The organism is Streptomyces aurantiacus, assembly GCF_001418335.1.
Lineage (GTDB): Bacteria > Actinomycetota > Actinomycetes > Streptomycetales > Streptomycetaceae > Streptomyces > Streptomyces aurantiacus.
Genome location: NZ_LIPP01000109.1, coordinates 1 through 25,559, shown reverse-complemented (window position 1 = coordinate 25,559; position 25,559 = coordinate 1). Strand labels below are relative to the sequence as shown.

At 69.1% G+C, this 25,559-nt stretch carries 21 protein-coding genes; 6 read left to right on the top strand and 15 right to left on the bottom strand.

The window, feature by feature from the left end; all coding sequences use genetic code 11:
• The 4 genes from AOK01_RS15700 to AOK01_RS15690 all read right to left on the bottom strand — a co-directional run.
• Positions 1–382: effector-associated constant component EACC1 (locus AOK01_RS15700; protein ID WP_063792803.1), on the bottom strand; the 382-nt coding region annotated here is incomplete at its 3' end.
• A 135-nt stretch (positions 383–517) separates the two neighbouring features.
• Positions 518–667: a hypothetical protein gene (locus tag AOK01_RS41200; protein WP_245702272.1), complete on the bottom strand. Its 150-nt coding sequence runs from the start codon at positions 665–667 to the stop codon at positions 518–520.
• Positions 668–724: 57 nt separating this feature from the next.
• A complete protein-coding gene (locus AOK01_RS15695) occupies positions 725–3,034 on the bottom strand; it encodes an FtsX-like permease family protein (RefSeq protein ID WP_055511981.1) in 2,310 nt (769 codons plus the stop codon).
• Entirely contained in the window at positions 3,031–3,741 is a 711-nt protein-coding gene (locus tag AOK01_RS15690; RefSeq protein ID WP_079103450.1) for an ABC transporter ATP-binding protein, read from the bottom strand. Before AOK01_RS15690 ends, AOK01_RS15695 begins: the two co-directional genes overlap by 4 nt.
• Positions 3,742–3,879: 138 nt before the next feature.
• Here AOK01_RS15690 and AOK01_RS15685 point away from each other — a divergent pair, with 138 nt between their 5' ends.
• A complete protein-coding gene (locus AOK01_RS15685; RefSeq protein ID WP_245702271.1) occupies positions 3,880–4,719 on the top strand; it encodes a sensor histidine kinase in 840 nt (279 codons plus the stop codon).
• Positions 4,716–5,429: a response regulator gene (locus tag AOK01_RS15680; RefSeq protein WP_055511976.1), complete on the top strand. Its 714-nt coding sequence runs from the start codon at positions 4,716–4,718 to the stop codon at positions 5,427–5,429. The genes AOK01_RS15685 and AOK01_RS15680 overlap by 4 nt, the downstream gene beginning before the upstream one ends.
• Before the next feature lie 61 nt (positions 5,430–5,490).
• On the opposite strand, the gene AOK01_RS15675 is transcribed toward AOK01_RS15680, so the two are convergent.
• The 7 genes from AOK01_RS15675 to AOK01_RS15645 form a co-directional block, all read right to left on the bottom strand.
• Complete coding sequence (locus AOK01_RS15675) at positions 5,491–6,603, bottom strand: ABC transporter ATP-binding protein (protein ID WP_055511973.1); 1,113 nt, start codon at positions 6,601–6,603, stop codon at positions 5,491–5,493.
• Positions 6,604–6,615: 12 nt separating this feature from the next.
• The gene (locus AOK01_RS15670) at positions 6,616–7,677 is read right to left on the bottom strand and encodes an ABC transporter ATP-binding protein (protein WP_055511970.1); all 1,062 of its coding nucleotides are present in this window, start codon (positions 7,675–7,677) and stop codon (positions 6,616–6,618) included.
• 10 nt (positions 7,678–7,687) lie between these two features.
• The gene (locus AOK01_RS15665) at positions 7,688–8,665 is read right to left on the bottom strand and encodes an ABC transporter permease (RefSeq protein ID WP_055511967.1); all 978 of its coding nucleotides are present in this window, start codon (positions 8,663–8,665) and stop codon (positions 7,688–7,690) included.
• Positions 8,666–8,769: 104 nt separating this feature from the next.
• A complete protein-coding gene (locus AOK01_RS15660; protein ID WP_055511965.1) occupies positions 8,770–10,572 on the bottom strand; it encodes an ABC transporter substrate-binding protein in 1,803 nt (600 codons plus the stop codon).
• A gap of 100 nt (positions 10,573–10,672) precedes the next feature.
• The gene (locus AOK01_RS15655; protein WP_055511963.1) at positions 10,673–11,710 is read right to left on the bottom strand and encodes an ABC transporter permease; all 1,038 of its coding nucleotides are present in this window, start codon (positions 11,708–11,710) and stop codon (positions 10,673–10,675) included.
• 438 nt (positions 11,711–12,148) lie between these two features.
• Positions 12,149–14,056 carry a translational GTPase TypA gene (gene typA, locus AOK01_RS15650; protein ID WP_055511960.1) on the bottom strand — a complete coding sequence of 636 codons (1,908 nt, stop codon included), beginning with the start codon at positions 14,054–14,056 and terminating at the stop codon, positions 12,149–12,151.
• 196 nt (positions 14,057–14,252) lie between these two features.
• Positions 14,253–16,517 carry an ABC transporter family substrate-binding protein gene (locus tag AOK01_RS15645; protein WP_055511958.1) on the bottom strand — a complete coding sequence of 755 codons (2,265 nt, stop codon included), beginning with the start codon at positions 16,515–16,517 and terminating at the stop codon, positions 14,253–14,255.
• A gap of 329 nt (positions 16,518–16,846) precedes the next feature.
• Here AOK01_RS15645 and AOK01_RS15640 point away from each other — a divergent pair, with 329 nt between their 5' ends.
• From AOK01_RS15640 to AOK01_RS15625, 4 genes are all read left to right on the top strand, one after another.
• A complete protein-coding gene (locus AOK01_RS15640; RefSeq protein ID WP_055511956.1) occupies positions 16,847–17,137 on the top strand; it encodes a hypothetical protein in 291 nt (96 codons plus the stop codon).
• 61 nt (positions 17,138–17,198) lie between these two features.
• On the top strand, positions 17,199–18,020 hold the full coding sequence (locus tag AOK01_RS15635; RefSeq protein WP_055511954.1) for a hypothetical protein: 822 nt from the start codon (positions 17,199–17,201) through the stop codon (positions 18,018–18,020).
• A 55-nt stretch (positions 18,021–18,075) separates the two neighbouring features.
• Positions 18,076–20,028 carry a fumarate reductase/succinate dehydrogenase flavoprotein subunit gene (locus AOK01_RS15630; RefSeq protein WP_055511953.1) on the top strand — a complete coding sequence of 651 codons (1,953 nt, stop codon included), beginning with the start codon at positions 18,076–18,078 and terminating at the stop codon, positions 20,026–20,028.
• The gene (locus AOK01_RS15625) at positions 20,025–20,804 is read left to right on the top strand and encodes a succinate dehydrogenase/fumarate reductase iron-sulfur subunit (protein ID WP_055511951.1); all 780 of its coding nucleotides are present in this window, start codon (positions 20,025–20,027) and stop codon (positions 20,802–20,804) included. The genes AOK01_RS15630 and AOK01_RS15625 overlap by 4 nt, the downstream gene beginning before the upstream one ends.
• 30 nt (positions 20,805–20,834) lie before the next feature.
• On the opposite strand, the gene AOK01_RS15620 is transcribed toward AOK01_RS15625, so the two are convergent.
• The 4 genes from AOK01_RS15620 to AOK01_RS15605 all read right to left on the bottom strand — a co-directional run bounded on the left by AOK01_RS15620 (position 20,835) and on the right by AOK01_RS15605 (position 25,252).
• Complete coding sequence (locus AOK01_RS15620) at positions 20,835–23,618, bottom strand: SpoIIE family protein phosphatase (RefSeq protein WP_079103449.1); 2,784 nt, start codon at positions 23,616–23,618, stop codon at positions 20,835–20,837.
• Between the two features lie 250 nt (positions 23,619–23,868).
• Positions 23,869–24,276: an ATP-binding protein gene (locus AOK01_RS15615; RefSeq protein ID WP_055511949.1), complete on the bottom strand. Its 408-nt coding sequence runs from the start codon at positions 24,274–24,276 to the stop codon at positions 23,869–23,871.
• A gap of 216 nt (positions 24,277–24,492) precedes the next feature.
• The gene (locus AOK01_RS15610; RefSeq protein ID WP_055511948.1) at positions 24,493–24,912 is read right to left on the bottom strand and encodes a (deoxy)nucleoside triphosphate pyrophosphohydrolase; all 420 of its coding nucleotides are present in this window, start codon (positions 24,910–24,912) and stop codon (positions 24,493–24,495) included.
• Positions 24,913–25,072: 160 nt separating this feature from the next.
• Entirely contained in the window at positions 25,073–25,252 is a 180-nt protein-coding gene (locus AOK01_RS15605; protein ID WP_055511946.1) for an SPOR domain-containing protein, read from the bottom strand.
• Positions 25,253–25,559: the final 307 nt, after the last annotated feature.

Sequence of the window (25,559 nt, the reverse complement as noted above, 5' to 3'; positions counted from 1 at the left end):
GAGGCGCCGGCGCCTCAGTGCCGGTGCGCAGGGGTTCCGGGCTCCCGGCGGGGCGGAGAAGTGCCACGATCAGGGCCATCGTGTCCTCGTCGGCTCCCGTGACCGTGACCGATCGGCCCTCGACAGTGATCGTTACCGGGGCGGCGGTCGGGCGCGCGGCGCGCCACGTCGCGTACGCCAGGGCGAGGTTGAGTGCGGTGAAGGCCTGGCCGAGTACCAGGTTGACGACCTCGACGGCCCCCATGGTCTCGCCGCCGGGGTGCGCGGGCCCGAGCGTCACCTCCGCATGACGCTGGACGTCCGGGTTCTGCCGCAGCCATCGGTACAGGTCGAGCGTCGTGAGCAACCCGTCGTCCGCTGCGGCCCTCAGTTGAACGTGCATGAACTCCCCATTCCGTTGCCGAGGCGGCCCACCGTAGAGGGAGCGCCCTGGTGGGACGGGTGCTTCACCCCGACGTCACCGAATCGAGTGGCCCCCGCCGGGCTGGGGCAGCAGCGCGGAAGGACACGGCCGGCGTCAGGGGCTGGGCAGCGGCAGGCCGGGCAGGTGTGCGTGCCGCAGGTGCTGCACGCCGCCACAGACGTGCGGGGTGAATTCCTCCGGGCCGGGTGCACCGGCCGCGTCGTAGGCGTCCAGGGCGCGCTCGATCCGCTCCCACGGCCTCACCGGGCCGCCCTTCTCGTACCTGCCAACCACCTTCGCCCGGGGCCGGGGTGGGGTGATCTACTCGGTGTGCAGCGCCGAGGCGATGGTCATCCGGGCCGCCGACCGGGCCGGGACCAGGGCACCGAGCACTGCGATCGCCACACCCGCCAGGAGCATCGCGGCCAGCTGCGGCGCGTGCCACACGTCCTTCATATGTGCGGGGAAGTCGACCACCCCGACATGGTCCACGACGAGGCGGTGCGCCACGATCCCGAGCGGGATGCCGAGCAGTCCGCCGACCGCGCCCAGCCCGGCGACCGAGGTCACCGTCATCACCACCACCTGCCGGGGTGTCATCCCGATCGACTTGAGCATGCCCAGGTCCCGGCGCCGCTCACGGGTGTTCAGGAGAACGGTGTTGAAGACACCGAGCGACGCGACGAGCGTCAGCAGCACCGTGAACACCGTCGAGAAGGTGATGACGGTGGCGGTGGCGGCGTTGCCGGAGTCCAGCACCGACGCGTGCAGGCCCGGGTCGAGCGCCGCGACCGCCTCGGCGTAGGCGCGCGCGTCGGCGCCGGAGGCGAGCCGTACCGTGTACTCGGTGGCCCGGGCGTCCGGTGCGAGTTGGGCGAAACTCTCCCAAGTGGCCTCCAAGGCACGGGCGTCACCCTCGATGAGCTGACCCACGACGGTCGCGGTGATCTTTCTACCGTTCAGCTCCAGCGTGACCCGGTCACCGAGCTTCAGCCCGCGCTGGCTCAGGAACGCCGGCCCCGCCACGATCTCGCCCGCCGTGGCCGGCGCCCGGCCCTTGACGATGGTGTGCTCGTACGAGGAATCGTCGCCGCGGTAGAAGTCGGCGAAGACGGGCTGCGTCTGCCCGGTCATGTTCGCCTGGGACAGCGCGCGGGCCCGTACCCCCTCCGCGCCCGGCAGGGACCGCAGCCGTTTCTCGATCTGCGGGTCACTGAGCCGGGGCGGGGTCCGGTCGTTGCCCGCCCCCCCGGTCGTCACGTGGATCCTGGCGCCTCCGTCCTCCCGCCCGACTTTGCCGTACGCGACCATGGTGCTGGTCAGTCCGGTCGACAGGGTCACCGTGGTGACCCCGAGGACGATGGCCGCCATGGTCAGCAGGGTGCGGCTGGGGCGGGCGAACGGCTGGCCGAGGCCCAGACTGACCGGGCGCGGCAGCCGGGTGGCGCCGAGTATCCGCTGGACGCGCAGCCCGCGCCCGGTCCGCGGCGCGCCGCCCGCGCTGATCGCCTCCGCGGCGGGCAGCCGGTGGGCGCGCAGGGCGGGGACCAGCGCGGCCAGCAGGACGAGGGCGGGCATGCCCACGAGGCAGGCCACGGACACCCACGGACTGATGCCGCCGACCGAGGCCCGGCCCACCTCAATGCCGCTGAACGCGACCTTCAGGATCGGCCCGGCCAGCGCGTTGCCGGCCAGAGTGCCCAGCACGCAGCCCACCACCGCCGGCACGGAAAGCATCGTCAGATAGACGGCGACGACCTGGTTGGGGGTGAAGCCCAGGGCTTTGAGCACCCCGATGTGCCGGTACCCGGAGACGACTGCCCCGCTGACCACGTTGCCGACGAGCAGAGCGGAGACGAGCAGGCCGAGGATGCCGAAGAGTGTGATGAACGGGAGGTAGGAGTCGGCCCGCGCGGAGAATGCCTGCTTGAGGGTGAGGTAGGTCTGTGCGCCGGTCAGCGATTCCTTGGGCAGTCCCGTGGTGGCCCGTGCCAGCGAGGCGCTCAGCCGGGCCTCCGTCGAGGAGTCCGTGAAGCGGTAGAGCATCTGGGCGGAGGCCGGGTGCAGTGCGGCCATCTGCTCGGGCGAGACCCAGGCGCTCGCCGACTTGCTCATACTGGCGGCGAATCCAACGACGGTCAGCGTCGCTCCGCCGGGGGTCTCCAGCTTGGTGCCGAGCAGCTCGGGGTCCGGGGAGCCCTGGACGGACCAGTTGACGACGATCTCGCCGGGTGCGGTGGCCCAGTGGCCCTCAAGGAGTTCGATCCGGTCCACGGGGCCCGCCTGATCGGCCCGGCCGACCACCGTGAGGGTGCCGCCCGCCATCCAGAGCCAGTCCTTGGGGATGTCGACGACGGCCTGCCCGAACGGCCCGGCCGCGGCCTCCACCCCGGGCTGCCGGGCGGTCCGCGCCAACTGCTCCCGCGAGACCTTCGTGGTGTCGAAGGCCGCCACCGCATGAGCACCGCGCTGTGCGGCGTAGGCCTTGTCGAAGGGGCCCGAGGCGGCGCTCAGCAGCGCCAGCGCGAGCAGGACGGTCGTGGTGGAGCAGAACACGACGAGCCCGATGACGAAGGTCTGGAGCCGGCGGCGCTTCACGGCCGCGCGGGAGGCTCTCCATACGGCGCTCACGCGGTCGCCTCCAGCGTGCTCTCGCGGGCGACCCGGCCGTCGGCGACTTCGATCAGCCGGCTGGCGCAGCGCGTGGCCAGCTGCGGGTCATGGGTGACGATCAACAGGGTCTGGCCGATCTGGTTGAGGTCGATCAGCAGATCCATCACCTGCTCGCCCGACCGGCTGTCGAGGGCGCCGGTCGGCTCGTCGGCAAGCAGCAGGGCCGGGCGGTTCATCAACGCCCGTGCGACGGCGACCCGTTGCCGCTCGCCGCCGCTGAGCGTCGCCGGATAGTTGTTCCGGCGTTCGGCGACACCGAGTTCGTCCAAAAGCTCCAGGGCACGGCGGCGCGCCTGCCGGGCCGGGGTGCCGGTCAGCTGCGCGGGCAGCGCCACATTGTCCAGGGCGGGCAGATCGTCGATGAGGTTGAAGAACTGGAAGATCATGCCGACGTTCCGCCGCCGGAACAGCGCCAAGCCGGTCTCGTCGAGTTTCTTGAGGTCATGACCATGGACCTCGACTGTGCCCGAGGTCGGCCGGTCCAGGCCGGCCACCATGTTGAGCAAGGTGGACTTGCCGCAGCCGGAGGGGCCCATGACGGCGACCGCGTCCCCCGCCCTGATCTCCAGCGACAGGCCGTCCAGGGCCTTCGCGTCGCCGTACTCCTTGTGCACGCCGTCCAGCCGCACCACCATGTGCCGGGCACTGTCCTGGTCAATTGTCATGGCTCGAACTTAGGACGGAGTCCGCGGAGGGGGCGTCGCCCTCCGGATGTATCCGTCCGGGCAGGTCATCCCGGGGATGTACGGAGCTGCATCCAAGGACTGATGTGAGGTGCGTCGTGCAGCTGCGAAGATGGTCCGGTGTGGGGATCCGGGACGATGTGGCTGGGCATCGCCCTGGCGGCGGCAGTTGGCGCCGCCGGGTGTCTGTGCGTGGCGGTGGTCCGGGCGCGGCGGCTGCACCAGGCTGCCATCGAGGAGCGCGGCTGGCTGCTGGCGCGGGAGCGCGAGAGCGCGGCGCGGACCGCTGTCGACGCCGAGCGGGCCAGGATCGCCGCCGAGCTCCACGACATCGTCAGCCACAACGTGAGCCTCATGGTGGTACAGGCCGGGGCCGCCCGCGAGGTGCTGGCCACGATGCCGGACGAGGCCGCGGCGGCGATGAGCGCCGTCGAGAGCGCCGGGCGGAACACGATGACCGAGCTGCGGCACCTGCTCGGCCTGCTCGCACCCGCGCAGAACGGCGACGACGAGCCCCACGGTGTGGACCTGTCACCGCAGCCGAGCTTGAGCCGGCTCAGCCCGCTGATCGACCGGATCGCCTTTGCCGGCCTGCCTGTGGAGATGCGCATCTCGGGTGAGCCGCGCCCGCTGCCGACCGGAATCGATGTCACCGCCTACCGGGTCGTCCAGGAGGCTCTGACCAATGCCCTCAAACACGGGGACGGAGCGAAAGCCGAAGTGACGGTGCGATACGCGGACCACTACCTGCGCGTCGAGGTGCTGAACAGCGGACCGAGCATCCTGTCGGGCAGCCGGCCCGCGCGGAGAGAGCCGGTCCCGGGCCAGGCGGACGGAACGGGACGCGGGCTGCTGGGCCTGCGGGAGCGGGTCGCCGTCTACGGCGGCGACCTCGACGCCCGCCGCCGTCTGGGCGGCGGCTACCGGGTCCGCGCCCGGATCCCACTGGACCGGCCATGACGACGCACACCGAACCCGCCCCTCGCGTCGTGATCGCCGACGACCAGGAGCTGGTCCGCACCGGCTTCCGCCTGATCCTGACCGCCCGTGGCATCGACGTGGTCGGCGAAGCCGGCGACGGAGCCGAGGCCGTGGCCACCGTGCTGAGGCTGCGGCCCGACGTCGTGCTGATGGACATCCGCATGCCCGTCATGGACGGCCTGGAGGCCGCCCGCCGCATCCTCGTGCAGGCCCCGGACTGCCGGGTGATCATGCTGACCACCTTCGACCTCGACCACTACGTCTACGCCGCCCTCGCCTCCGGAGCCAGCGGATTCCTGCTCAAGGACGTCACCCCCGCGCATCTGGCCGCCGCCGTACGCCTTGTCGACACCGGTGACGCCCTGCTCGCACCCTCGATCACCCGCCGCCTGGTGGAACGCTTCGCCCCCAGCGCCCCCAGAACCGGTGCAGGTCTCGCAATCCCAGCCGTCCACCGAGACCTGGCCGCGCTGACGCCGCGCGAGCGCGAGGTACTGACGCTCATGGGCCGGGGTCTTTCCAATTCCGAACTGGCGCAGGAACTGACGCTCAGTGGGGCGACAGTGAAGACCCATGTAGCCCGGATCTTCGCCAAACTGACCCTGCGCGACCGGGCCCAGGCCGTCGTCCTCGCCTACGAGACAGGACTCGTCTCACCGGGCGAGCTGGAAAATCAGCCCACCCGGTGACCTGTTTCAGCCCCTCCGGCGCTTGAGGAGCGGGGGGCTGGGGGGCGGAGCCCCCGGGGAACTACTCCGCTTCCTTCTCCAGTGCCGCCAGCGCCGGGTCCAGGACGACGTCCTCCGCGCGGGCCTCCGTCGTCGGGTCCTCCGGGAAGTGGCAGGCCGTCAGGTGGTTGTCGCGGTTGCCGGAGATCTGGATCAGCGGGGGCTCCTCGGTCGCGCACTTGTCCTGCGCCTTCCAGCAGCGGGTGCGGAAGCGGCAGCCGGACGGCGGGTGGATCGGCGAGGGGACGTCGCCGGCGAGCCTGATCCGCTCCCGGTCCTCCGTCTCGTCGTCGAGCGTGACCTCGGGAACCGCCGACAGCAGGGCGTGCGTGTACGGGTGACGCGGCCGGTTGTAGATGGAGTCGCGGTCGCCGACCTCCACCACCTTGCCGAGGTACATCACCGCGAGGCGCTGCGAGAAGTGCCGGACGATCGCCAGGTCGTGGGCGATGAAGAGGAAGGCGATGCCCATCTCCTCCTGGACCTTCTGCAGCAGGTTGACGACCTGCGCCTGGATCGACACGTCAAGGGCCGACACCGGTTCGTCCGCCACGATCAGCTTCGGGTTCAGGGAGAGGGCTCGGGCCACGCCGATGCGCTGGCGCTGGCCGCCCGAGAACTCGTGCGGGAAGCGGTTGTAGTGCTCGGGGTTGAGCCCGACGAGCTCCAGCAGTTCGTGTACGCGCTTCTCGATGCCGCCCTTCGGCTTGATCCCGTTGACCTCCATCGGCGACTTGATGATGGTGCCGACGGTTTGCCGCGGGTTCAGCGACGAGTACGGGTCCTGGAAGATCATCTGGATCTCGGACCGCACGGGCGCCAGCTGCCGGCGCGAGGCGTGCGAGATGTCCTGGCCCGAGTAGGTGATCCTGCCGGCCGTCGGCTCCAGGAGCCGGGTGATGAGCCGGCCGGTCGTCGACTTGCCGCAGCCGGACTCGCCGACCAGGCCGACGCTCTCGCCGACTCCGACGGTCAGGTCGACCCCGTCGACGGCCTGTACGGCTCCGACCTTGCGCTTGATCGGGAAGCCGCCGTAGATCGGGAAGTGCTTCGTCAGGCCCTCGACGGAGAGCAACGGCTCGGCGGCTCCGTCCACCGGGCCCTGCGGCTTCGGCAGGGTGAGTTTGTCGCTCATGTGTCGTTCTCCCTAGCCCAGCCGGGGCTTGATCTGCTCGATGAAAAGGGTCTGCTTCTGCTCGCCGTCCAGGTGGCAGGCGGCGCCGCGGCCGTCCGGCAACTGCGGCCGCTCGTCGGTGCAGCGGGTGCCGCCGACCTCTGACGTGAAGCCGCACCGGGGGTGGAACGGGCAGCCCGTGGGCGGGTTCAGCAGGCTGGGCGGTGTCCCCGGGATCGGGGTGAGCGCCTGCGCCGTGTCACCGCCGAGCCGCGGCATGGAACTCAGCAGGCCCCAGGTGTACGGATGCTGGGGAGCGCGCAGCACTTCGCGGACGGTGCCGCGTTCCACGGCCCGGCCCGAGTACATCACCAGCAGGTCGTCGGCCATCTTGGAGATGACGCCGAGGTCGTGGGTGATGAAGATGATCGCCGAGCCGAACTCCTGCTGGAGATCCTTGAGCAGGTCCAGGATCTGCGCCTGGACGGTCACGTCCAGGGCCGTGGTCGGCTCGTCCGCGATCAGCAGGTCGGGGTCGCAGATCAGGGCCATCGCGATCATCGCGCGCTGGCGCATACCGCCCGAGAACTGGTGCGGGTAGTCGTTGAAGCGCATCGCGGGCTGCGGGATGCCGACCTTGTCGAGCATCTCGATCGCCCGCGCCTTCGCCTCCTTCTTGGAGGCGCCGGTGTGCTTCATGAAGGGTTCCGCGATCTGCCGACCCACCGTGTAGTACGGCGAGAGGGCGGTCAGCGGGTCCTGGAAGATCATCGCGACCTTGTTGCCGCGAAGCTTCTCCATCTCCTTCTCGGTCGCGGTGACCAGTTCCTTGCCGTCCAGGACGATCTCGCCCTCGACGGTGGAGGTCTGGGGGTTGTGCAGGCCCAGGACGGTCAGGTTGGTGACGGACTTGCCCGAGCCCGACTCCCCCACGATGCCCAGCGTCTTGCCCCGCTCGACGTCGAAGGAGAGTCCGTCGACGGCCTTCACGATGCCGTCCTCGGTGGAGAACCGCACGCGCAGGTCGCGGACCGAGAGGAAGGCCTCCGACCCGCTCGGGGCCCTCTCGCCTTCGGTCTTGGTCAGTGTGGTCACGGTATTTCTCCTAGGCGAGGCGCACGCGCGGGTCGATGTAGGCGTAGGCGAGGTCCACGATGATGTTCAGGATCAGGATGAAGAAGGCCCCGAACAGCATGACGCCCATCGTCAGCGGAAGGTCCTTGCTCAGCGAACCGTCGACCGCGAGACGCCCGATGCCGGCGAGGTCGAAGGTGAACTCCGTGACCACCGCGCCCGACAGAAGCGCGCTGAGGTCCATGCCGATGATCGTGACGATCGGGATGAGCGAACCGCGCCAGGCGTAGCGGAAGAAGACGTACGCCTGCCGCATGCCCTTGGCGCGCGCGGTACGGACGTGCTCCTCCTGCAGCTGCTCGATCATCGTCGAGCGTGCCATACGCGTGTACTGGGCGGTGAAGATCGTGGCCATCACAGCCCAGGGGATCAGCATGCCCATGAACCACTTGGCCGGATTCTCCGTGAAGTCGACGTACTTGGGGAAGTCCAGCCAGCCGGTGTTGTAGACGAGGATGCTGAGGACGATCGGGCCCAGGAAGTAGATCTGGAACGAGCTGAGCACCATCGAGGAGCCGCTGACCAGCTTGTCGACGACCGTACCGCGCTTCCAGGCGGCCAGCAGACCCGTACCGAGGCCGAACAGCAGGAAGATCACCAGGCCGCCGACGGTCAGCGAGAGCGTCAGCGGGAAGCGGTCCTTGATGGAGTCCCACACGAATTGGTCGCTGTCGAACGAGACGCCCAGGCAGGGGGCGGAGCAGTGGCCCTGCGGGAAGTCCCGGCCGGTCACGATGCCCGTCATGAACTCCCAGAACTGCGTGGTGATGGGCTTGTCCAGGCCGAGGTTCTCGCGGATGACCGCGATGTTCTCGGGGGAGCAGTTCTTGCCGCAGGCCAGCTCGGCGAAGTCCTGCGGGATCGAGTAGAACAGGAAGAACGTGAAAGCGCCGATCAGGAACATGATCACGACGGCGCCGCTCAGCCTGCGGATGAGGAACTGAAGCATGGCGGGTGGGTGCTCTCTTCGAACGCGGCGGCAGGAGGGGGATACCGTCCGCGGGGGTGCGCTCCGCCTGGCGCACACCCCCGCGGATCAGTCGAGCGAGCGGACTACGGCTGCTTCAGGAACACGTCGTTGATGTCGATGTAGCTCGACTCCGTGCTGAAGCGGCCACCACCGATGTTCGAACCGAACAGCTGCATCTGCTTGGAGTAGTAGACCGGTGCTTGGGGGTTGGTGTCCTCCACGATGCGGTGGTGGGCCTCTTCCCAGGTCTTGGCGGCCTGCTCGGGCTTCTCCGTCACAGCCTTCTTGATGAGGGCGTTGACCTTCGGGTCGTCGATGTGCGAGTAGTTCGGGGCACCGTCGGCGACCAGGTCACCGTCGTAGACGGGGGTGATCACCGTGGACGGGGACGGCCAGTCCTGACCCCAGCCGGTCATGTACAGGTCGTACGGGTTCTTCAGCTTGCCGACCTGCTCGTAGAACGTCGCGCGGTCGATCTCCTTGGCCTGTACGTCGAAGCCGAGCTTGTTCAGCGCGTCCTTGATGATGACCATCTGGGCCTGGCCACGCGGGGTGTTGGAGTAGGCGTAGCTGAGCTTGGTGCCCTGCTTGAAGCCGGCCTCCTTCAGCAGCTCCTTGGCCTTCGCCGGGTCGCCGTTGGGCTTCTTCAGCTTGCCGAACGGGTCGTACTTCGGGTCGAAGCCGGGCAGGGTCGGGGCCAGCAGACCGCCCGCGACCTCGCCGCCGTACCGGCCACCGTCGGCCTGCACCATGGACTGGTTCGGGATCGCGTAGGTGATCGCGTCCCGGATCTTCTTGTCCTTCATCTTGGCGCTGTCCAGGTTGAAGGTCAGGCCCCAGACGTAGACCTGGTACCCCTGGATGGTGCGCTTCTTCGCGTCGGGGTCGCCGATGACCGTCGACAGCTGGGTCGGGGCCACCGAGTCCGTGAACTGGATGGCGTTCTTGGCCTCGCCCTGGTCGGCGATCAGACGCTTGGTCTGGCTCTCCTGGTCGATGGTGTTGGTGAAGTCGTAGCCGTCGACGTACTGGTGGCGCACCGAGTCCGTCTTCTCGTCCCACTGGTCGTTCTTGACGAGCTTGAGGGACTTGCCGGCCTTGTACTCGGAGATCTTGTACGGGCCGAGCGCCGCCGGGGCCTTGTCGTACTTCGCCTTCGTGTCCTGCTTCTCGGGCACGATGGCGTAGCCGGCCATGGCCAGGGCCTGCGGGAGGTCCGGCTGGGCGGCCTTGAAGTGGAAGACGACCGTTTTCGCGTCCGGGGTCTCAAGGACGGAGTCCGGAAGGTGCTTGCCCTTGTACGGGCCGTCGGGCAGCGCCTTGCGGTAGTCGGAGCCGGAGAGCCAGCTCTGGACGTAGGTCGGTCCGTCGAAGATGACCTTCGAGTACTGCCGCTCGATGGTGTGGCGGACGTCGGCGGACGTGATGACGTTGCCGTCCTCGTCCTTGATGTCGTCCTTGAGGGTGTACGTCCAGGTCTTGCCGCCGTCGGACGCCTTGCCGGAGTCGGTGGCGACGTCACCGACAACCGTCAGGTTGCCCTTGTCGTCCTCCTGGAAGTTCGTCAGACCGCGGTGGATCAGGTTGGCGAACTGGCCCGCGTCGCTGACGTAGATCTGGCCCGGGTCCATGTGGCTCAGGTCGGACTGCTGGTACACGTTGATGGTGCCACCGGACTTGGCCCCGGCCACCGGTTCCGCCGGACCGTTGGACGCCTGGGCGTCGCCGTAGGCGACCGGCTGCGACTGCGCCTTGGCGTCTTCCTTGGACTTGGAGTCGTCCTTGGTGTTCTTGCCGTTGCTGTCGGAGCAGCCGGTCAGCGCCAGCGACCCCGCCGCGATGGCGACGACCACGGCGCGCACGGTGCGCGTTCTGATGGGCTTCATGATGCCGATGCACCTACCTGTCAGTTGTTGTCCACGAGTGCTGCCTGACGGTCCGGTCTCCCGGAACGGGGGTGGCAGCCCCCCCACCACCAATGGACGTTCAGCGTCCGGTCTTGGGGTCGAATGCGTCCCGGACGGAGTCGCCGAGAAGGTTGAAGGTCAGCACGAAGATCACCATCGCGACGCCCGGGAAGAACATGAACGCGGGGTCCTGCTCATAGATCTCGGAGCCGATGGCGAACATCCGTCCCCAGTCCGGCGTCGGCTCGACGAAGCCCACGCCCACGTAGCTGAGGAACGCGATCGAGAGAATCGAGCTGGGCAGCATGTACGTGCCCTGCACCAGGATCGGCGTGACGATGTTCGGCAGGATCTCCTTGCGCACGATACGCGCCGGAGAGGCACCCGAGACCTTCGCCGCCTCCACGAACTCCCGCTCCCGCAGGGAGAGCACGGAGCTGCGGACCAGACGGGCCATGCCCATCCAGCCGAGGAACCACATCACCAGAATGATCGCCATGGCGCGCAGATAGGTGGGGGTCTCGTCCGTCGGTGAGACGAACAGCGCGGTGACGACCGGCATGAAGGCGATGAAGAACAACTGCTGGGGGAAGGCCAGGAAGAAGTCGGTGATCCGGCCCAGCCAGTAGTCGACCTTGCCGCCGAAGTAGCCGCTGACCATACCGATGACGACGCCTGTCAGAACGCTGAACACGGTGACGACCACGGCCATGAAGAGCGAGGTGCGCATGCCGTACAGCAGCATGGTGAACACGTCGCGCCCCAGCTTGGGCTCGACGCCGAACCAGAAGTCACCGGAGATTCCGCCGAGGGAACCGGTGGGCATGGCGAAGTCGTCGAGCAGGAAGGGGTAGTCGGGCTCCTGCGCGTACAGCGTGTAGGGGTCCTTGCCGTACAGCGCCGAGATGACCGGGGCGAGGGCGGCGATCACGAAGAAAAAAATCACCACGCACGCGGAGACGACTCCGGTACGGTCTCGCTTGAAGCGCTGCCACATCAACTGCCCGGGGGAGCGGCCTTCCAGCTTCGCGGCCTCGGCGGGCTCGGTGTTCGAGTCGAGCTCGGGGTCCAAGGCCGCCGACGGCCCGGAGCCCTCGGCCTTGGTTGGACTGGTCATCTTTGTTCGTCCCCCGGGGATGGAGAGTTGAGCGCAGCACAGATACCGGCAGGTTCTGTGGTTTCAGGGAACTTTCACCAAGTGGGTCAACGCGCGTCAAGGGCGGAAGACATAGGGATCTCCCTACCGTCGAAATTTTGGGCAAAGATTGCCAAGAACGACACCTGCACGCGCTTGACAGGTGAGAATCGATTTCGACTAAAAAGACATTTGCCAATAAAATTTCGTTTACGTGTCCGAAACTTGATTGGCCGATGCCCGATATGCGAACGCCGCCGCGCCGTTTCCACCGTTGCCCGAACTGAACCGGTTTTCCCGCACTGAACCGGTTTTTTGTGCGGGCACACCAAAGGCCCGGTTCCCCGCCGAGCGGAGAACCGGGCTCTTCAGTGGACTCTCGTCAGGCCCTCGTCAGGCCCTCTCGGGCGCCGGCGCGGATCAGCCGTGCTTGGCGCGGCTCGCGGCGCGGCCACGCTCACGCGCGTCCAGGTTGACCTTGCGGATGCGAACGGCTTCCGGGGTCACCTCGACGCACTCGTCGTCGCGGCAGAACTCCAGCGACTGCTCCAGTGAGAGCTTGCGCGGCGGGACGATCGCCTCGAAGGAGTCGGCCGCGGCCGACCGCATGTTGGTGAGCTTCTTCTCCTTGGTGATGTTCACGTCCATGTCGTCGGCGCGCGAGTTCTCGCCGACGATCATGCCCTCGTACACCTCGGTGCCGGGGTCGGTGAAGAGCACACCGCGCTCCTGGAGATTAGTCATCGCGAACGCGGTGACGACGCCCGAGCGGTCGGCGACCAGCGAGCCGTTGTTACGGGTCGTGAGCGTGCCGAACCACGGCTCGTGGCCCTCGTGGATCGAGTGCGCGATACCCGTACCGCGCGTGCCGGTGAGGAACTCGGTACGGAAGCCGATGAGACCGCGGGACGGCACGACGAACTCCAGCCGCACCCAGCCCGAGCCGTGGTTGGACATGTTGTCCATCCGGCCCTTGCGGACGCCCATGAGCTGCGTGACCGCGCCCATGTGCTCCTCGGGGACGTCGATCGTCATCCGCTCGACCGGCTCGTGGACCTTGCCGTCGACCATCTGGGTGACGACCTGCGGCTTGCCGATGGTCAGCTCGAAGCCCTCGCGGCGCATCTGCTCGACCAGGATGGCCAGCGCCAGCTCACCGCGGCCCTGCACCTCCCAGGTGTCCGGGCGCTCGGTGTCCAGGACGCGCAGCGAGACGTTGCCGACCAGCTCACGGTCGAGGCGGTCCTTGACCTGGCGGGCGGTGACCTTACGGTCCTTGACCACGGCCTTGGCGTCCGCGCCCTTGCCGGTGGCACCGCGGCCGACCATCGGAGAGTTGTTCGTACCGATGGTCATCGAGATGGCCGGCTCGTCGACCGTGATGAGCGGCAGCGCGATCGGGTTCTCAAGGTCGGCGAGGGTCTCGCCGATCATGATGTCCGGGATACCCGCGACGGCACAGATGTCACCGGGGCCCGCCTTCTCGGCGGGCTTGCGGGTGAGCGCCTCGGTCATCAGCAGCTCGGTGATGCGCACGTTGGACAGCGTGCCGTCGCGCTTGATCCACGTGACGGTCTGGCCCTTGCGCAGCTCACCCTGCTCGACGCGGAGCAGCGCGATACGGCCGAGGAAGTTGTCGGCGTCCAGGTTGGTGACGTGCGCCTGGAGCGGGGCCTCCTCGTCGTAGGAGGGGGCCGGGACGTGCGACAGGATCGTGGAGAAGAACGGCTCCAGGCTGTCGCTGTCGGCCGGGACGGTGCCGTCGGCCGGCTTGGTCAGCGAGGCCACGCCGTCCCGCGCACACGCGTAGACGATCGGGAACTCGATCTGCTCCTCGTCCGCGTCCAGGTCCAGGAAGAGGTCGTAGGTCTCGTTGACGACCTCGTCGATCCTGGAGTCCGGGCGGTCCGTCTTGTTGATGCACAGGATGACCGGCAGGCGCTGCTGGAGCGCCTTGCGCAGCACGAAGCGGGTCTGGGGCAGCGGGCCCTCGGAGGCGTCGACCAGGAGGACGACCGCGTCCACCATCGACAGACCGCGCTCGACCTCGCCACCGAAGTCGGCGTGACCGGGGGTGTCGATGATGTTGATCGTGATGACGTCGCCGCCATCCTTCGGGTGGTACTTGACCGCCGTGTTCTTCGCCAGGATCGTGATGCCCTTCTCACGTTCCAGGTCGTTCGAGTCCATCATGCGGTCGTCGAGCGACTCGGCGGCGTGCGCGGCGAAGGCACCGGCCTGCTTGAGCATGGCGTCGACCAGAGTGGTCTTGCCATGGTCGACGTGGGCGACGATGGCGACATTGCGGATGTCGTGGCGCGTGGCCATATTGAGGCGCTTCTCCCGGAGTGAGTGGACGGCCATCCGCTGCGCGGGGCCCTGCCGGGCTGAAACATGCCACGGCCTTACCCCATGGTACGGGGCCGCTGCCGCTTGGGCCCAACGGGCTCCGGCCGAGGCACACGGTGCGGGTCGGTGGGGGCTTGTCGCGCAGTTCCCCGCACCCCTGGAGGGGCGCGGCCCCTTACTTCTTCAGGTAGCCCATGTCCTCGTATGCGGGGGTCTCGAAGCCGAAGGCGCCCGCGTTGGCCAGGGTGGGGCGGGCCGCCGTCAGCTGGGGGCGCTGATAGAGCGGGATCGAGCCCGCGGCGGCCCAGATCCGGGCGTCGGCCTTGCGGACCAGCGAGCGGGACTCGTCCGCGTCGAGTTCGGCGATGGCCTGGTCGAAGAGCTGGTCCACCTGGTCGGTGCCGACCCGCGTGAAGTTCTGCTCGACGTTCAGGGAGCCGTCCGCCGCCGGGACCGGCTTGGAGTAGATGGGCCGGGCGTCGGTCGCGGGGAACGCGGACGCGGGCCAGGAGTACAGCGCCAGGTCGTACTGACCCGAGGCGATGTGATCCTTGAAATAGCTCTCGTTCGTGACCTTGGAGATCTCCGTACGGATGCCGACCCGGTCCAGCATGCGGGCGATCCGCTCCCCGACCGCCCGCAGCGACTCGGAACCCGGGCCCGACGGGAGTACGAAGCGCAGTGACAGCGGCTTGCCGTTCTTCGCGAGCGGCCCCGCCGCGGTGCTGCCCGCAGCGGCGCCGCCCGGAGCGGCCGTGCCCCTCGGCGCGTACGCCCCCGGGGCGCCGCCGGGCCTGAGCTGCTGCTTTCCCTCCTGGGCGAGGCGCTTCTCCTCCACCCCGCCCGCCCCGTCCCACTTTTCTTGTTTCTCGTGCTTCTCGTGCTTCTCCTTTTTCTCTTTCTCTTTCTTCGTCTTCTTGGCGTCCTTCTCGTCCCGGTCGGTCGGTTTGTCGTCCGTCCGGCCGACGATGTACGTGCCGCCGTCCGCTTCGTCCTCTTCGTCGGCTTCCTTGGCTTTCTTGGCTTTCTTGGAGGCCTCGGCGCCCGCCGCCTTCTTGGGCTTCTTCTCCTTCTTGACGGGCCCGCCCGCCACCCACCCGGCGTCGGAGAGCAGGGCCTGCGCCTCCTGGGTGTCCTGGCCGCCGAGCGCTCCGCTGCTGTCGGCGTACGCGTGCTGGCCGGCGAGCGCGAGATGACTGCCGACCGGTTCGGCGGGCAGACCCAGGGGCTTCAGCACGACCTGGGCGAGCTCTTTGCGGTCGAGGGCGCGGGCTACGGCCCGGCGGACCCGTTCGTCGGCGAGCGGGCCCTCTGAGCCGTTCAACGCGAGCTGGGTGAAGGCGGGTTCGAGGGACTTGCGGACCACGAAACCGCGTAGCGAGGACTGCTGTCCTGCGTACTTCGCGACGGCCCTGGCACGCTTCTTGCGGGCCGTGATCTCCTCGTCGGCCGCCTCCTCGTCGGAGCCGTGCGCGATCGCCCAGGACCGCAGCGCCTTGCCCGGCGTGAGGGCGGCGCCGGGCCCGTGGGTGAGCGGAGCGCCCCCGCCCGCCTTCCCGTCCCGCCCTGCGGACGTGATGCGGTACGCCTCGGACGCCTCGATCTCGGCCAGGTCGAGCCGCCCGCCGATGAGCGCGGCGGCACGTTTCTCCCGGGGCACGGCACGCAGGACCAGTTCGGAGAGCTTGGCGGGGTGGCCCCACCAGCGGGAGTTGCGCTTCAGGGTGACGTCGCCCGACTCGCGGTCGATCGTGTCGACGGTGAAGGGTCCCGCGGAGATCTTCAGCTTGCGGCGGGCGCTGTCGTTGAAGGCGTCCGGGGTGCCCATGACGGACTTCGGGTACAGCGGCGAGAAGAGCGACTGCCAGTCCGCGTACGGCTTCTTGAAGGTGACCCGCACCTCCAGGTCGCTCGCACCGCGTTCGATCTTCTCGATGCGGTCGTAGCCGGCGTTGCGGGCGGTCCAGTACGCGGTGTCCTTGCCGGACAGGGCGCGCCACTGGGCGGCGAAGTCCGCGGCGCCGATCTCGCGGCCGTCGCTCCAGACGGCCTGCTGGTTGAGCTTGTAGAGCACGACCTGCCGGGGCTCGCGGTCGACGACCTTCGCCGACTCCAGGTAGTCGGGGTTCCGCCGTGGCCTGCCGTTCGCGTCGAGCCGGTACAGAGCGGGCAGCACGGCGCCGGCGACCCGGGAGGTGACGGCGTCCGCGTCCGCCTGGAAGGTGTTGAGGGTCTCCGGGACGTTGTCCACGGCCCAGTGCACGGTGCCGCCGTCGGCGACCTGGCCGCGCTTCGCGGGTGCGATGTCCTGCCCCGCGGTGGGCCTGCCCGCCTCGTCCTGTTCGCTGCACCCGGCGAGAGCGGGGACCGCGAGGACGCCCGCGGTGAGGAACGCGACCGAGCGCGTCACCGCGCGCAGTCCGACGCCGTCGTGGGACATGACTGGTACCTCCGGGGGGCCGCTCCACGGGTGAACACGGGTGGTCTGATCACGTTTGGCGGTATTTGGAGTTGATCAGATCTATGCGGCCACTGAAGAGGAAACGGTTCGGCACCGGGGAGCGACACGGCGGCGGCACGAGGAACCCCACCCGTGCGGCGCAACGCCCCCGGCCCACGCGCCGGACCCTCGCGCCGGAGTGCTCTGCACCCGCACGCCCCCGCCAATCCATGCACATCCCTTCACACCAGCAGGTGTGACGCGCGACACTCGCAGGCGCATGAACGTTGCCGCCTTGGGCCGTGGGCCCATGGAAGTGAGGGCAAGCCATGTCCGTGCACGATGACCTGACGTCGGTCCAGCGCTGCCTCGACGACCTGGTGAGGTCGGTGAAGCGCCTGGAACACCAGTTGAGTGGCGGCGGTCTGGAGATGCGCAGAGTGCGCACCGACGCCGACCACCTGCGCGAGAGCGTGGCGCTGCTGCGCGAGGCCGCACCCGGTCTCGCCCAGTCGAGGCGCCCCGACCTCGTGCCCATCCCCGACACCCCGTACGACACCACCCTGTGGACGGACTCCGACGACGAGGGTCTCGGCGCCCATGACCGCCATGCCCCCTGATCCGCGCGACTGAACCGGCACGACTGAACCGCGCGACCCTGATCCCCGACCGGAGCTCTCCTTGGCCACTGGTACGGAACCCCATATGAAGAGCGGCGGCGTACGGAACGGTACGCGCGCCGCGATCACCGCCCCGCATCTGCGGACCGACCGCTGGTGGCTGGCGCCCGCCATGACCGCGGCCGGGCTGCTGGCCTTCGTCGTCTACTCGACCTGGCGGGCGTTCTCGAACACCGACTACTACGCCGCCCCGTACGTCTCGCCGTTCTACTCGCCGTGTCTGGCGGAGAACTGCGAACCGATGAGGAACGGGCCCAACTGGGAGGTCTTCGGCAGCTGGTGGGGTCTGTCGCCCGCCCTGATCGTCCTGATCTTCCCGCTCGGCTTCCGGCTGACCTGCTACTACTACCGCAAGGCCTACTACCGCGGCTTCTGGGCCTCGCCGCCGGCCTGCGCGGTCGCCGAGCCGCACAAGAAGTACTCCGGTGAGACGCGCTTCCCACTGATCCTGCAGAACATCCACCGCTACTTCTTCTACGCGGCGGTGCCGGTCGCCGGAATCCTCACGTACGACACGGTCCTCTCCTTCCGGGACGAGCACTACGCGTGGGGCCACATGGGCCTCGGCACGCTCGTGTTCGTCGTCAACATCGTACTGATCTGGGCGTACACCCTCTCCTGCCACTCGTGCCGGCACATCATCGGCGGCAAGCTCAAGCACTTCTCCAAGCATCCCGTGCGCTACCGGGCCTGGCAGCTCGTCGGCAGACTCAACGACCGCCACATGCTGCTCGCCTGGGCGTCGTTGGTGAGCGTGGCACTCGCCGACTTCTACGTGTACCTCGTCGCCTCCGGTGCCTTCGACGACCCGACCTTCTTCTAGACCATCCGACTCCAGACGATCCGACCCCCATCCCCCCAGTTGAAAGGTGCATGTGATGTCCGTGGTCGACCGGCAGGAGTGGGACGTCGTCGTGGTCGGTGCCGGGGGCGCCGGCCTCCGCGCCGCCATCGAGGCGCGGGAACGCGGCGCGCGTACGGCCGTGATCTGCAAGTCGCTGTTCGGCAAGGCCCACACGGTGATGGCCGAGGGCGGCATCGCGGCGGCCATGGGCAACGTCAACTCCGGCGACAACTGGCAGGTCCACTTCCGCGACACCCTGCGCGGCGGCAAGTTCCTCAACCAGTGGCGGATGGCCGAACTGCACGCGCAGGAAGCCCCCGACCGCGTATGGGAACTGGAGACATGGGGCGCCCTCTTCGACCGTACGAGCGACGGGCGCATCTCCCAGCGCAACTTCGGCGGGCACGAGTACCCGCGGCTCGCGCACGTCGGCGACCGTACGGGCCTCGAACTGATCCGGACGCTCCAGCAGAAGATCGTGTCGCTCCAGCAGGAGGACTTCAAGGAGACCGGCGACTACGAGTCCCGCCTGAAGGTCTACCAGGAGTGCACCGTCACCCGGATCATGAAGGAGGGCTCCCGGGTCTCCGGGGCCTTCTGCTACGAGCGCGAGTCCGGCCGTTTCTTCGTGCTTGAGGCACCGTCGGTCGTGGTCTCCACCGGCGGCATCGGCAAGTCCTTCAAGGTGACGTCGAACTCGTGGGAGTACACGGGCGACGGACACGCGCTGGCGCTGCTCGCCGGGGCGCCGCTGCTGAACATGGAGTTCGTGCAGTTCCACCCGACCGGCATGGTCTGGCCGCCGTCCGTGAAGGGCATCCTCGTCACGGAGTCGGTGCGCGGGGACGGCGGGGTGCTCAGGAACTCCGAGGGCGAGCGGTTCATGTTCGACTACATACCCGACGTCTTCAAGGAGAAGTACGCGCAGTCGGAGGAGGAGGGCGACCGGTGGTACGAGGACCCGGACCACAATCGGCGCCCGCCTGAACTGCTCCCACGGGACGAGGTGGCGCGGGCCATCAACTCGGAGGTGAAGGCGGGCCGCGGCTCGCCCCACGGCGGGGTGTTCCTGGACGTGTCGACCCGGATGCCCGCCGACGTGATCCGGCGCCGGCTGCCGTCCATGTACCACCAGTTCAAGGAACTCGCGGACGTCGACATCACCGCCGAGGCGATGGAGGTCGGGCCGACCTGTCACTACGTGATGGGCGGGATCGCTGTCGAGTCGGACACCGCGGCGGCCCGCGGGGTGCCCGGTCTCTTCGCGGCGGGCGAGGTCGCGGGCGGCATGCACGGCTCCAACCGGCTCGGCGGGAACTCGCTCTCCGACCTGCTGGTGTTCGGGCGCCGCGCCGGACTGCACGCCGCGCGGTACGCCGCCGGGCTCACCGGGCTCACCGGGGAACGGCCCCTCGTGGACGACGTCCAGGTCGACACGGCGGCGGCGGAGGCGCTGCGGCCCTTCTCGGCCGAGGGCCCCGTGGCCGGCGTGGAGGACAGCCGGCCGCCGGAGAACCCGTACACCCTCCACCAGGAGCTCCAGCAGGCGATGAACGACCTCGTCGGCATCATCCGCAGGGAGGCGGAGATGGAGACGGCCCTGGAGAAACTCGCGGACCTGCGCGTACGGGCGCGCAGGGCCGGGGTCGAGGGGCACCGGCAGTTCAACCCGGGCTGGCACCTGGCGCTCGACCTGCGGAACATGCTGCTCGTCAGCGAGTGCGTGGCCCGGGCCGCGCTGGAGCGCACCGAGTCGCGTGGCGGCCACACCCGCGAGGACCATCCGGCGATGGACCGGGCGTGGCGGCGTATCAACCTGCTGTGCCAACTGACCGATCCCACAGGCGGTCTGGCGGCCACGGACCCGGTGCACGGCCAGATCGACCTCGTCCGGGAGACCACCGAGCCCATCCGTCCCGACCTGCTCGCCCTCTTCGAGAAGGAGGAGCTGGTCAAGTACCTCGCCGAAGAGGAGCTCTACGAGTGAGCAGCTATGAAGCCCGCTTCAAGGTGTGGCGCGGAGATGTCGCGGGTGGCGGCCTGGAGGACTTCGGGATCGAGGTGAACGACGGCGAGGTGGTCCTCGACATCATCCACCGCATCCAGGCGACGCAGGCCCCGGACCTCGCCGTGCGCTGGAACTGCAAGGCGGGCAAGTGCGGTTCGTGCTCGGCGGAGATCAACGGCCGGCCGCGGCTGCTGTGCATGACCCGTATGTCGGTGTTCATGCGGGAGGAGACGATCACCGTGACTCCCCTGCGGGCCTTTCCGGTGATCCGCGACCTCGTGACCGACGTCGGCTTCAACTACGCGAAGGCGCGGGAGGTGCCCGCGTTCGTGCCGCCGGACGGCCTCGGTCCCGGCGAGTACCGGATGATGCAGGAGGACGTGGACCGGTCGCAGGAGTTCCGCAAGTGCATCGAGTGCTTCCTGTGCCAGGACACCTGCCATGTGGTGCGCGACCACGAGGAGAACAAGACCGCCTTCGCCGGACCGCGCTTCCTGATGCGGGTGGCGGAGCTGGACATGCACCCGCTGGACGCGGCCGAGGAGAGCGGCCTGGACCGCAAGAAGACCGCCCAGGACGAGCACGGACTTGGCTACTGCAACATCACCAAGTGCTGCACGGAGGTCTGCCCGGAGAGCATCAAGATCACGGACAACGCGCTGATCCCCCTGAAGGAACGGGCGGTCGACCGGAAGTACGACCCGCTGGTCTGGCTGGGCAGCAAGATCCGCAGGAGGCCGTCCGGACCGGCGTAGGACAAGCTCCTGCTTCTGGGCTCCGGCTGTTCAGAACAGGCTCAGCAGGGCCTCCGCCGGGTCCGCGAGGGGCTTTCCGCCGTGGGGCAGGGGGAGTTCGAACCACACCGTCTTGCCGCGCGGTGTGCGGCGGGAGCCCCAGGCGGCGCTGAGGAGGCCCACCAGCTGGAGTCCTCGGCCGCCCTCGTCCGTGTCGCGGGCCCGGCGGCGGCGGGGCTGGACGAGGCCGGCGTCCCAGACCTCGCAGACCAGGGTGCGGTCGAGGAGCAGACGCAGCCGGATCTCGCCCTCGCCGTAGCGCAGGGCGTTGGTGACGAGTTCGCTGACGAGCAGTTCGGCCGTGTCGACGAGCGGCTCCAGCTCCCAGCCGGCCAGTTGGCTGCGGGCGAGCTCCCGGGCGCGGCCCACGCTGCGCGGCTCGCGCGGCAGCGTCCAGTCGCCCACCGACTCCGCGGGCAGCCCCTGGACACGTGCCATCAACAACGCGATGTCGTCCTCGCCGTGGTGCGTGTCGAGGGTGCTGAGGACGTGGTCGCAGACGTCCTCAAGAGGGTCGGAGGGGTCGGTGAGGGCGCCCACGAAGGCTTGCAGGCCCTCGTCCAGGGGGTGGTCGCGGGATTCGACCAGACCGTCCGTGTAGAGCGCCAGGAGAGCGCCCTCGGGAAGTTGGACCTCCACCTCCTCGAAGGGTTCACCGCCCACGCCCAGGGGCATTCCCGGCGGTACGTCGAGCATGAGCGCGTGCTCGCCGGGTTCGACCAGGACCGGCGGGAGATGGCCGGCGTTGGCGAACGTACAGCGGCGGGTGACGGAGTCGTAGACCGCGTACACGCAGGTGGCGAGGTACACCTCGGAGAGGTCGGCGTCCCGGGACTGACGGGCACCGCGCGTAGATTGCTGAGTGCCGCCGGGCGTCCCCAGGCCGCGGGCGATCTCGTCCAACGCGGAGAGCACCTCGGCCGGTTCGAGGTCGAGGAGAGCCAGGGTGCGTACGGCCGTGCGCAGTTCACCCATCGCGACGGCCGCCCGTAGACCGCGGCCCATGACGTCGCCGATCACCAGTGCCGTGCGGTGGCCGGGCAGTTCGATGACGTCGAACCAGTCGCCGCCGACCTCCGTCGCCGTGTTCCCGGGGAGGTAGCGGCAGGCGATGTCCAGGCCGGAGGCCTCCGGGTCGCCCGGAGGCAGGAGGGAGCGCTGGAGGATCAGGGCGCGTTCGTGCTCGCGGCGGTACAGACGCGCGTTGTCCATGCAGACGGCGGCCCGTGCGGCCAGCTCGACGGCCAGTGCCCGGTCGCGCTCCCCGAACGGCTCGCTGCCCTTCGTACGGGAGAACTGGACCAGGCCGACGACCGTGTCGTGGGCGACCATCGGCACCGCGAGCGTGGACTGGATCAGGCCGCCGTCCTCGGCGGCGATGCTCTGCGGCTTGGCGGTACGCAGGGCGTCGGCGCAGGCGGACGTGAAGGCGAAGTGGTGCACCGCGCCGACGCTCACGGGCTTCGGGCCGCCGATGAAGGGCGCGTCGGACACGGCGCTGGCGAAGGCGACGCGGCGCAGTTCGGCACTGCCGTCGGCGAGGCCGGGCGGGGTCTCGTCACCGGCGAGGAGACCTTGGTAGAGGTCGACGGACGCCAGGTCGCAGAAGCCGGGGACGGCCACGTCGAGGAGTTCGCGGGCCGTGGTCTCCAGATCGAGGGAGTTGCCTATGCGCGCGCCCGCGTCGTTCAGGAGGGCGAGATTGCGCCGGGCCTGCGCGGCCTCACGGGCGGCGGCACGGCGCGCGGTGATGTCGGTGGCCAGCCAGGCGATACCGATCGGCCGGCCCGAACCGCCATGTACGCGATAGAGGTTGACGGACCAGTGGCGGCGCTCGGTGGAACCGGGGACGGTGCCCGTGACCAGCATCTCGGTGACGGAGTCGCCCGTCTCCAGGACCCGGTGCAGTATCGCCGAGACGCGCTCGGACTCGCCCGGCGACAGATAGTCCTTGACGGTACGGCCGCGGTGGTCGTCGACGGTGCCGCCGAAGATCGAGGCGAACCGCTGGTTGGCCCGGCGAATCCGCAGGTCCGGGTCGATCAGAAGGAAACCGAAGGGGGATTGACCGAAAATGGCCTGTGAGGCGGCGAGGTCCGTTTCGATGCTGCGCAGCGTCCGCACGTCCACGACGATGCACACGGCGGCCCGTTCGCCCTCCTCGGTCCGCGTCGGCATGACGTAGATCTCGGCGAGCCCCTCGGTGACCCGGCCGGTGCCCTCGTCGGTCACCCGGAAGGGGACCACGCCGGTCCACTCCCGGCCGTCGAGGACTTCGGCCATCTTGCGCCGGCCGAGGTCGCGCCGGTCCTCGGTGACGAAGGCCTCGACGGGGTCCATGCCCACGGCACGGTCGGTGGGGATGCCGAAGAGCTGCTCGGCGCGCAGGCTCCACTGGTTGACGAGGCCGTCGGGGCCGATCGAGAACGAGGCGACCTTGATGTAGTCGTAGATCGATCCGGGCGGACTGCTCTGCCACACGACGTCACCGGGCACCTCGCCCGGCGCCTCGCCGGGCATGACGTCCGACACGTCCGACACGTCCGACACTTCGCCGGGCGTTTCGTCCGACGCCTCGCCGGGCATTACGTCCGACACCTCGCCGGGCTTTTCGCCAGGCGTCTCGCCGGACACCTCGTCCGGCGTTCCGCTCGGCACCCCGTTCGCCGCCGCAGGCGCAGCCGCGGGCGCGGCGCCATCGCCTGTCGTCGCATCAGCCATCGCGCCGCCCGACGGATCCTCGGACTCCGTGGCCTTCGCTGGTATCTCGCTCACGCGAACCGTCCCCTCCAGCTCACCGCGCCCGGCACCGGTCACCGACAGCGGCTGCCCGCAGTATCCAGCACTACGGGGCCGCACAACACGGTGTTCACGATCACAGCACGGTCCCGATGCTTTCAGGACCGGCTGCGACAAACACTCCCAGTCTTCTAACCATGTGGCACCCCGTCGAACCACGTCTCGGCCCGTCCTCCGCACCCGGGGCCGGCCGAACCGCCCGAGGGCTCCTGTCGGCGGGCCGCGATCAGCCGGGCACGGCCAGCTCGAACCACACCGTCTTGCCCGTTTCGCCTGGCCTGGTACCCCAGCGGCGCGAGGACTCGGCCACCAGCCGAAGCCCCCGGCCGGTCTCGTCGTCGGGCTCCGCGGATCGCTCACGGGGCGGGTCGGGCAGGGGGTCGGAGACCTCCACCAGCAGGGCGCCGAGCGGCCCCGAGGACCGTACGAGGCGAACGCCGATGGGACCGGTCGCGTACCGCAGGGAATTGGTCACCAACTCGCTGACCAGCAGCGCGGTCACGTCGCCCAGGGCTTCGAGTCCCCAGACGCGCAACTGGCCCCGGACGACGCCACGGGCGACTTTGACGGCGCTCGGATCCGCGGGGAAGGTCCACTCGGCGACATCGCCCTCGGTGTGGATCACGCAGATCACTCCCAAACCCGAAGCGGACTGTGTCCGATTTCAAGGGGTTAATGGGCACATACCCGATATCCCAGGCGAAGTACCGTACGAGAGGGTGCACGGTGGCACGAACGGCGTACTCGAACTCGCATCAGTCACCACATGCGCCCCGCGCAGCCGAGCGCCCCCCCCCGTACGGCGCGCGAACGACGGGCGGAGCGCGAACGACGGGCGGCAAAGAACACGTCACCCCACCGGTGTTCCGCTCCCCCAGGCACCCCGCGCGACCTTGGCCACGGCGGCCACGTCCTGGTCCAGCCAGTCGACGTCCCACACCTCGTCGGGGCTCAGTCGGCGCAACTCGTCGTGGTCCTGAAGGGCCGCGGGCTCAGGCGAACCGGGCAGCAGGCGGGCGGTCCAGACGTGGAGGACGTACGGCGCCTTCAGGGGAAACTCACCCGGCACCCGCTCCACCGGCTCCGCCTCGACGCCCAGTTCCTCGCGAAGCTCCCGCACCAGGGCCTGCTCGGGACTCTCCCCGGGCTCGACTTTTCCGCCGGGCAACTCCCAGCGCCCGGCCAGCTCCACGGGTGCGCTGCGACGGGCGGCGAGAAGGCGCCCGTCGATCAGTACGGCGGCCCCCACCACCACGATCCGTTCGGTCATGCGCCGGAGCCTACGGGAGCTCCGCGATGCGCCGGAGCCCACGGAGCCGTGAGAATCCCACGGGAGCCATGCGAATCTCCGGCCGGCGGCGGCTGGCGCGAGTCGCCCGGCGACGCGAGTCGCCCGGCGGTGGGCGCCTGTCGGTGGGCGCCTGTCGGCGTCAGGCGGTGCCGTTCGGCGCGATCCGCTCGACCCAGTACAGCTTGTGCCCGCGCTCGTCGAGGCTGTCCGCGATCTTCTGGGCCTCAGCCCTGGTCGCATACCTGCCGACGCGGTAGCGATTGCCGTTGTCGTCCTGCCGGACGACGAGCCAGGCAAGTGTGATCGTGCCGTCGCTCATCGCACCCCTCCACTACCCGCCCCGGGCTCGCACCCGGCCCCGCCCCATAAGGAAACCGCAATCCGCATATGCCCGAGCCTACGCCTAACCTTCACGCAGCGAATACGGCTTTACACAAAGAGGCACGCGCGACGTATGCAACCGGCCAGGACAGAGGGGGCGCATCCCTCTGGATACGCCCCCTGCCACCGCCTCCGGGTCCCGCCAACAGCGCGGAAACCGGTCCCGGGCCCGCCACGAAAACGACCGGATTCCACCGGCCCTACCGCGGACCGCGGCCCTCCGAATCCCCCCTCGGGCCCCGGAC

What these genes read in the sequence shown, in the direction of transcription:
- AOK01_RS15605 (WP_055511946.1), bottom strand. Translation starts at nt 25,252, where the DNA reads ATGAGCGACGGCACGATCACACTTGCCTGGCTCGTCGTCCGGCAGGAC.
- AOK01_RS15680 (WP_055511976.1), top strand. Translation starts at nt 4,716, where the DNA reads ATGACGACGCACACCGAACCCGCCCCTCGCGTCGTGATCGCCGACGAC.
- AOK01_RS15640 (WP_055511956.1), top strand. Translation starts at nt 16,847, where the DNA reads ATGTCCGTGCACGATGACCTGACGTCGGTCCAGCGCTGCCTCGACGAC.
- AOK01_RS15660 (WP_055511965.1), bottom strand. Translation starts at nt 10,572, where the DNA reads ATGAAGCCCATCAGAACGCGCACCGTGCGCGCCGTGGTCGTCGCCATC.
- AOK01_RS15645 (WP_055511958.1), bottom strand. Translation starts at nt 16,517, where the DNA reads ATGTCCCACGACGGCGTCGGACTGCGCGCGGTGACGCGCTCGGTCGCG.
- AOK01_RS15630 (WP_055511953.1), top strand. Translation starts at nt 18,076, where the DNA reads ATGTCCGTGGTCGACCGGCAGGAGTGGGACGTCGTCGTGGTCGGTGCC.
- AOK01_RS15655 (WP_055511963.1), bottom strand. Translation starts at nt 11,710, where the DNA reads ATGACCAGTCCAACCAAGGCCGAGGGCTCCGGGCCGTCGGCGGCCTTG.
- AOK01_RS15665 (WP_055511967.1), bottom strand. Translation starts at nt 8,665, where the DNA reads ATGCTTCAGTTCCTCATCCGCAGGCTGAGCGGCGCCGTCGTGATCATG.
- AOK01_RS15610 (WP_055511948.1), bottom strand. Translation starts at nt 24,912, where the DNA reads ATGACCGAACGGATCGTGGTGGTGGGGGCCGCCGTACTGATCGACGGG.
- AOK01_RS15675 (WP_055511973.1), bottom strand. Translation starts at nt 6,603, where the DNA reads ATGAGCGACAAACTCACCCTGCCGAAGCCGCAGGGCCCGGTGGACGGA.
- AOK01_RS15690 (WP_079103450.1), bottom strand. Translation starts at nt 3,741, where the DNA reads ATGACAATTGACCAGGACAGTGCCCGGCACATGGTGGTGCGGCTGGAC.
- typA (WP_055511960.1), bottom strand. Translation starts at nt 14,056, where the DNA reads ATGGCCACGCGCCACGACATCCGCAATGTCGCCATCGTCGCCCACGTC.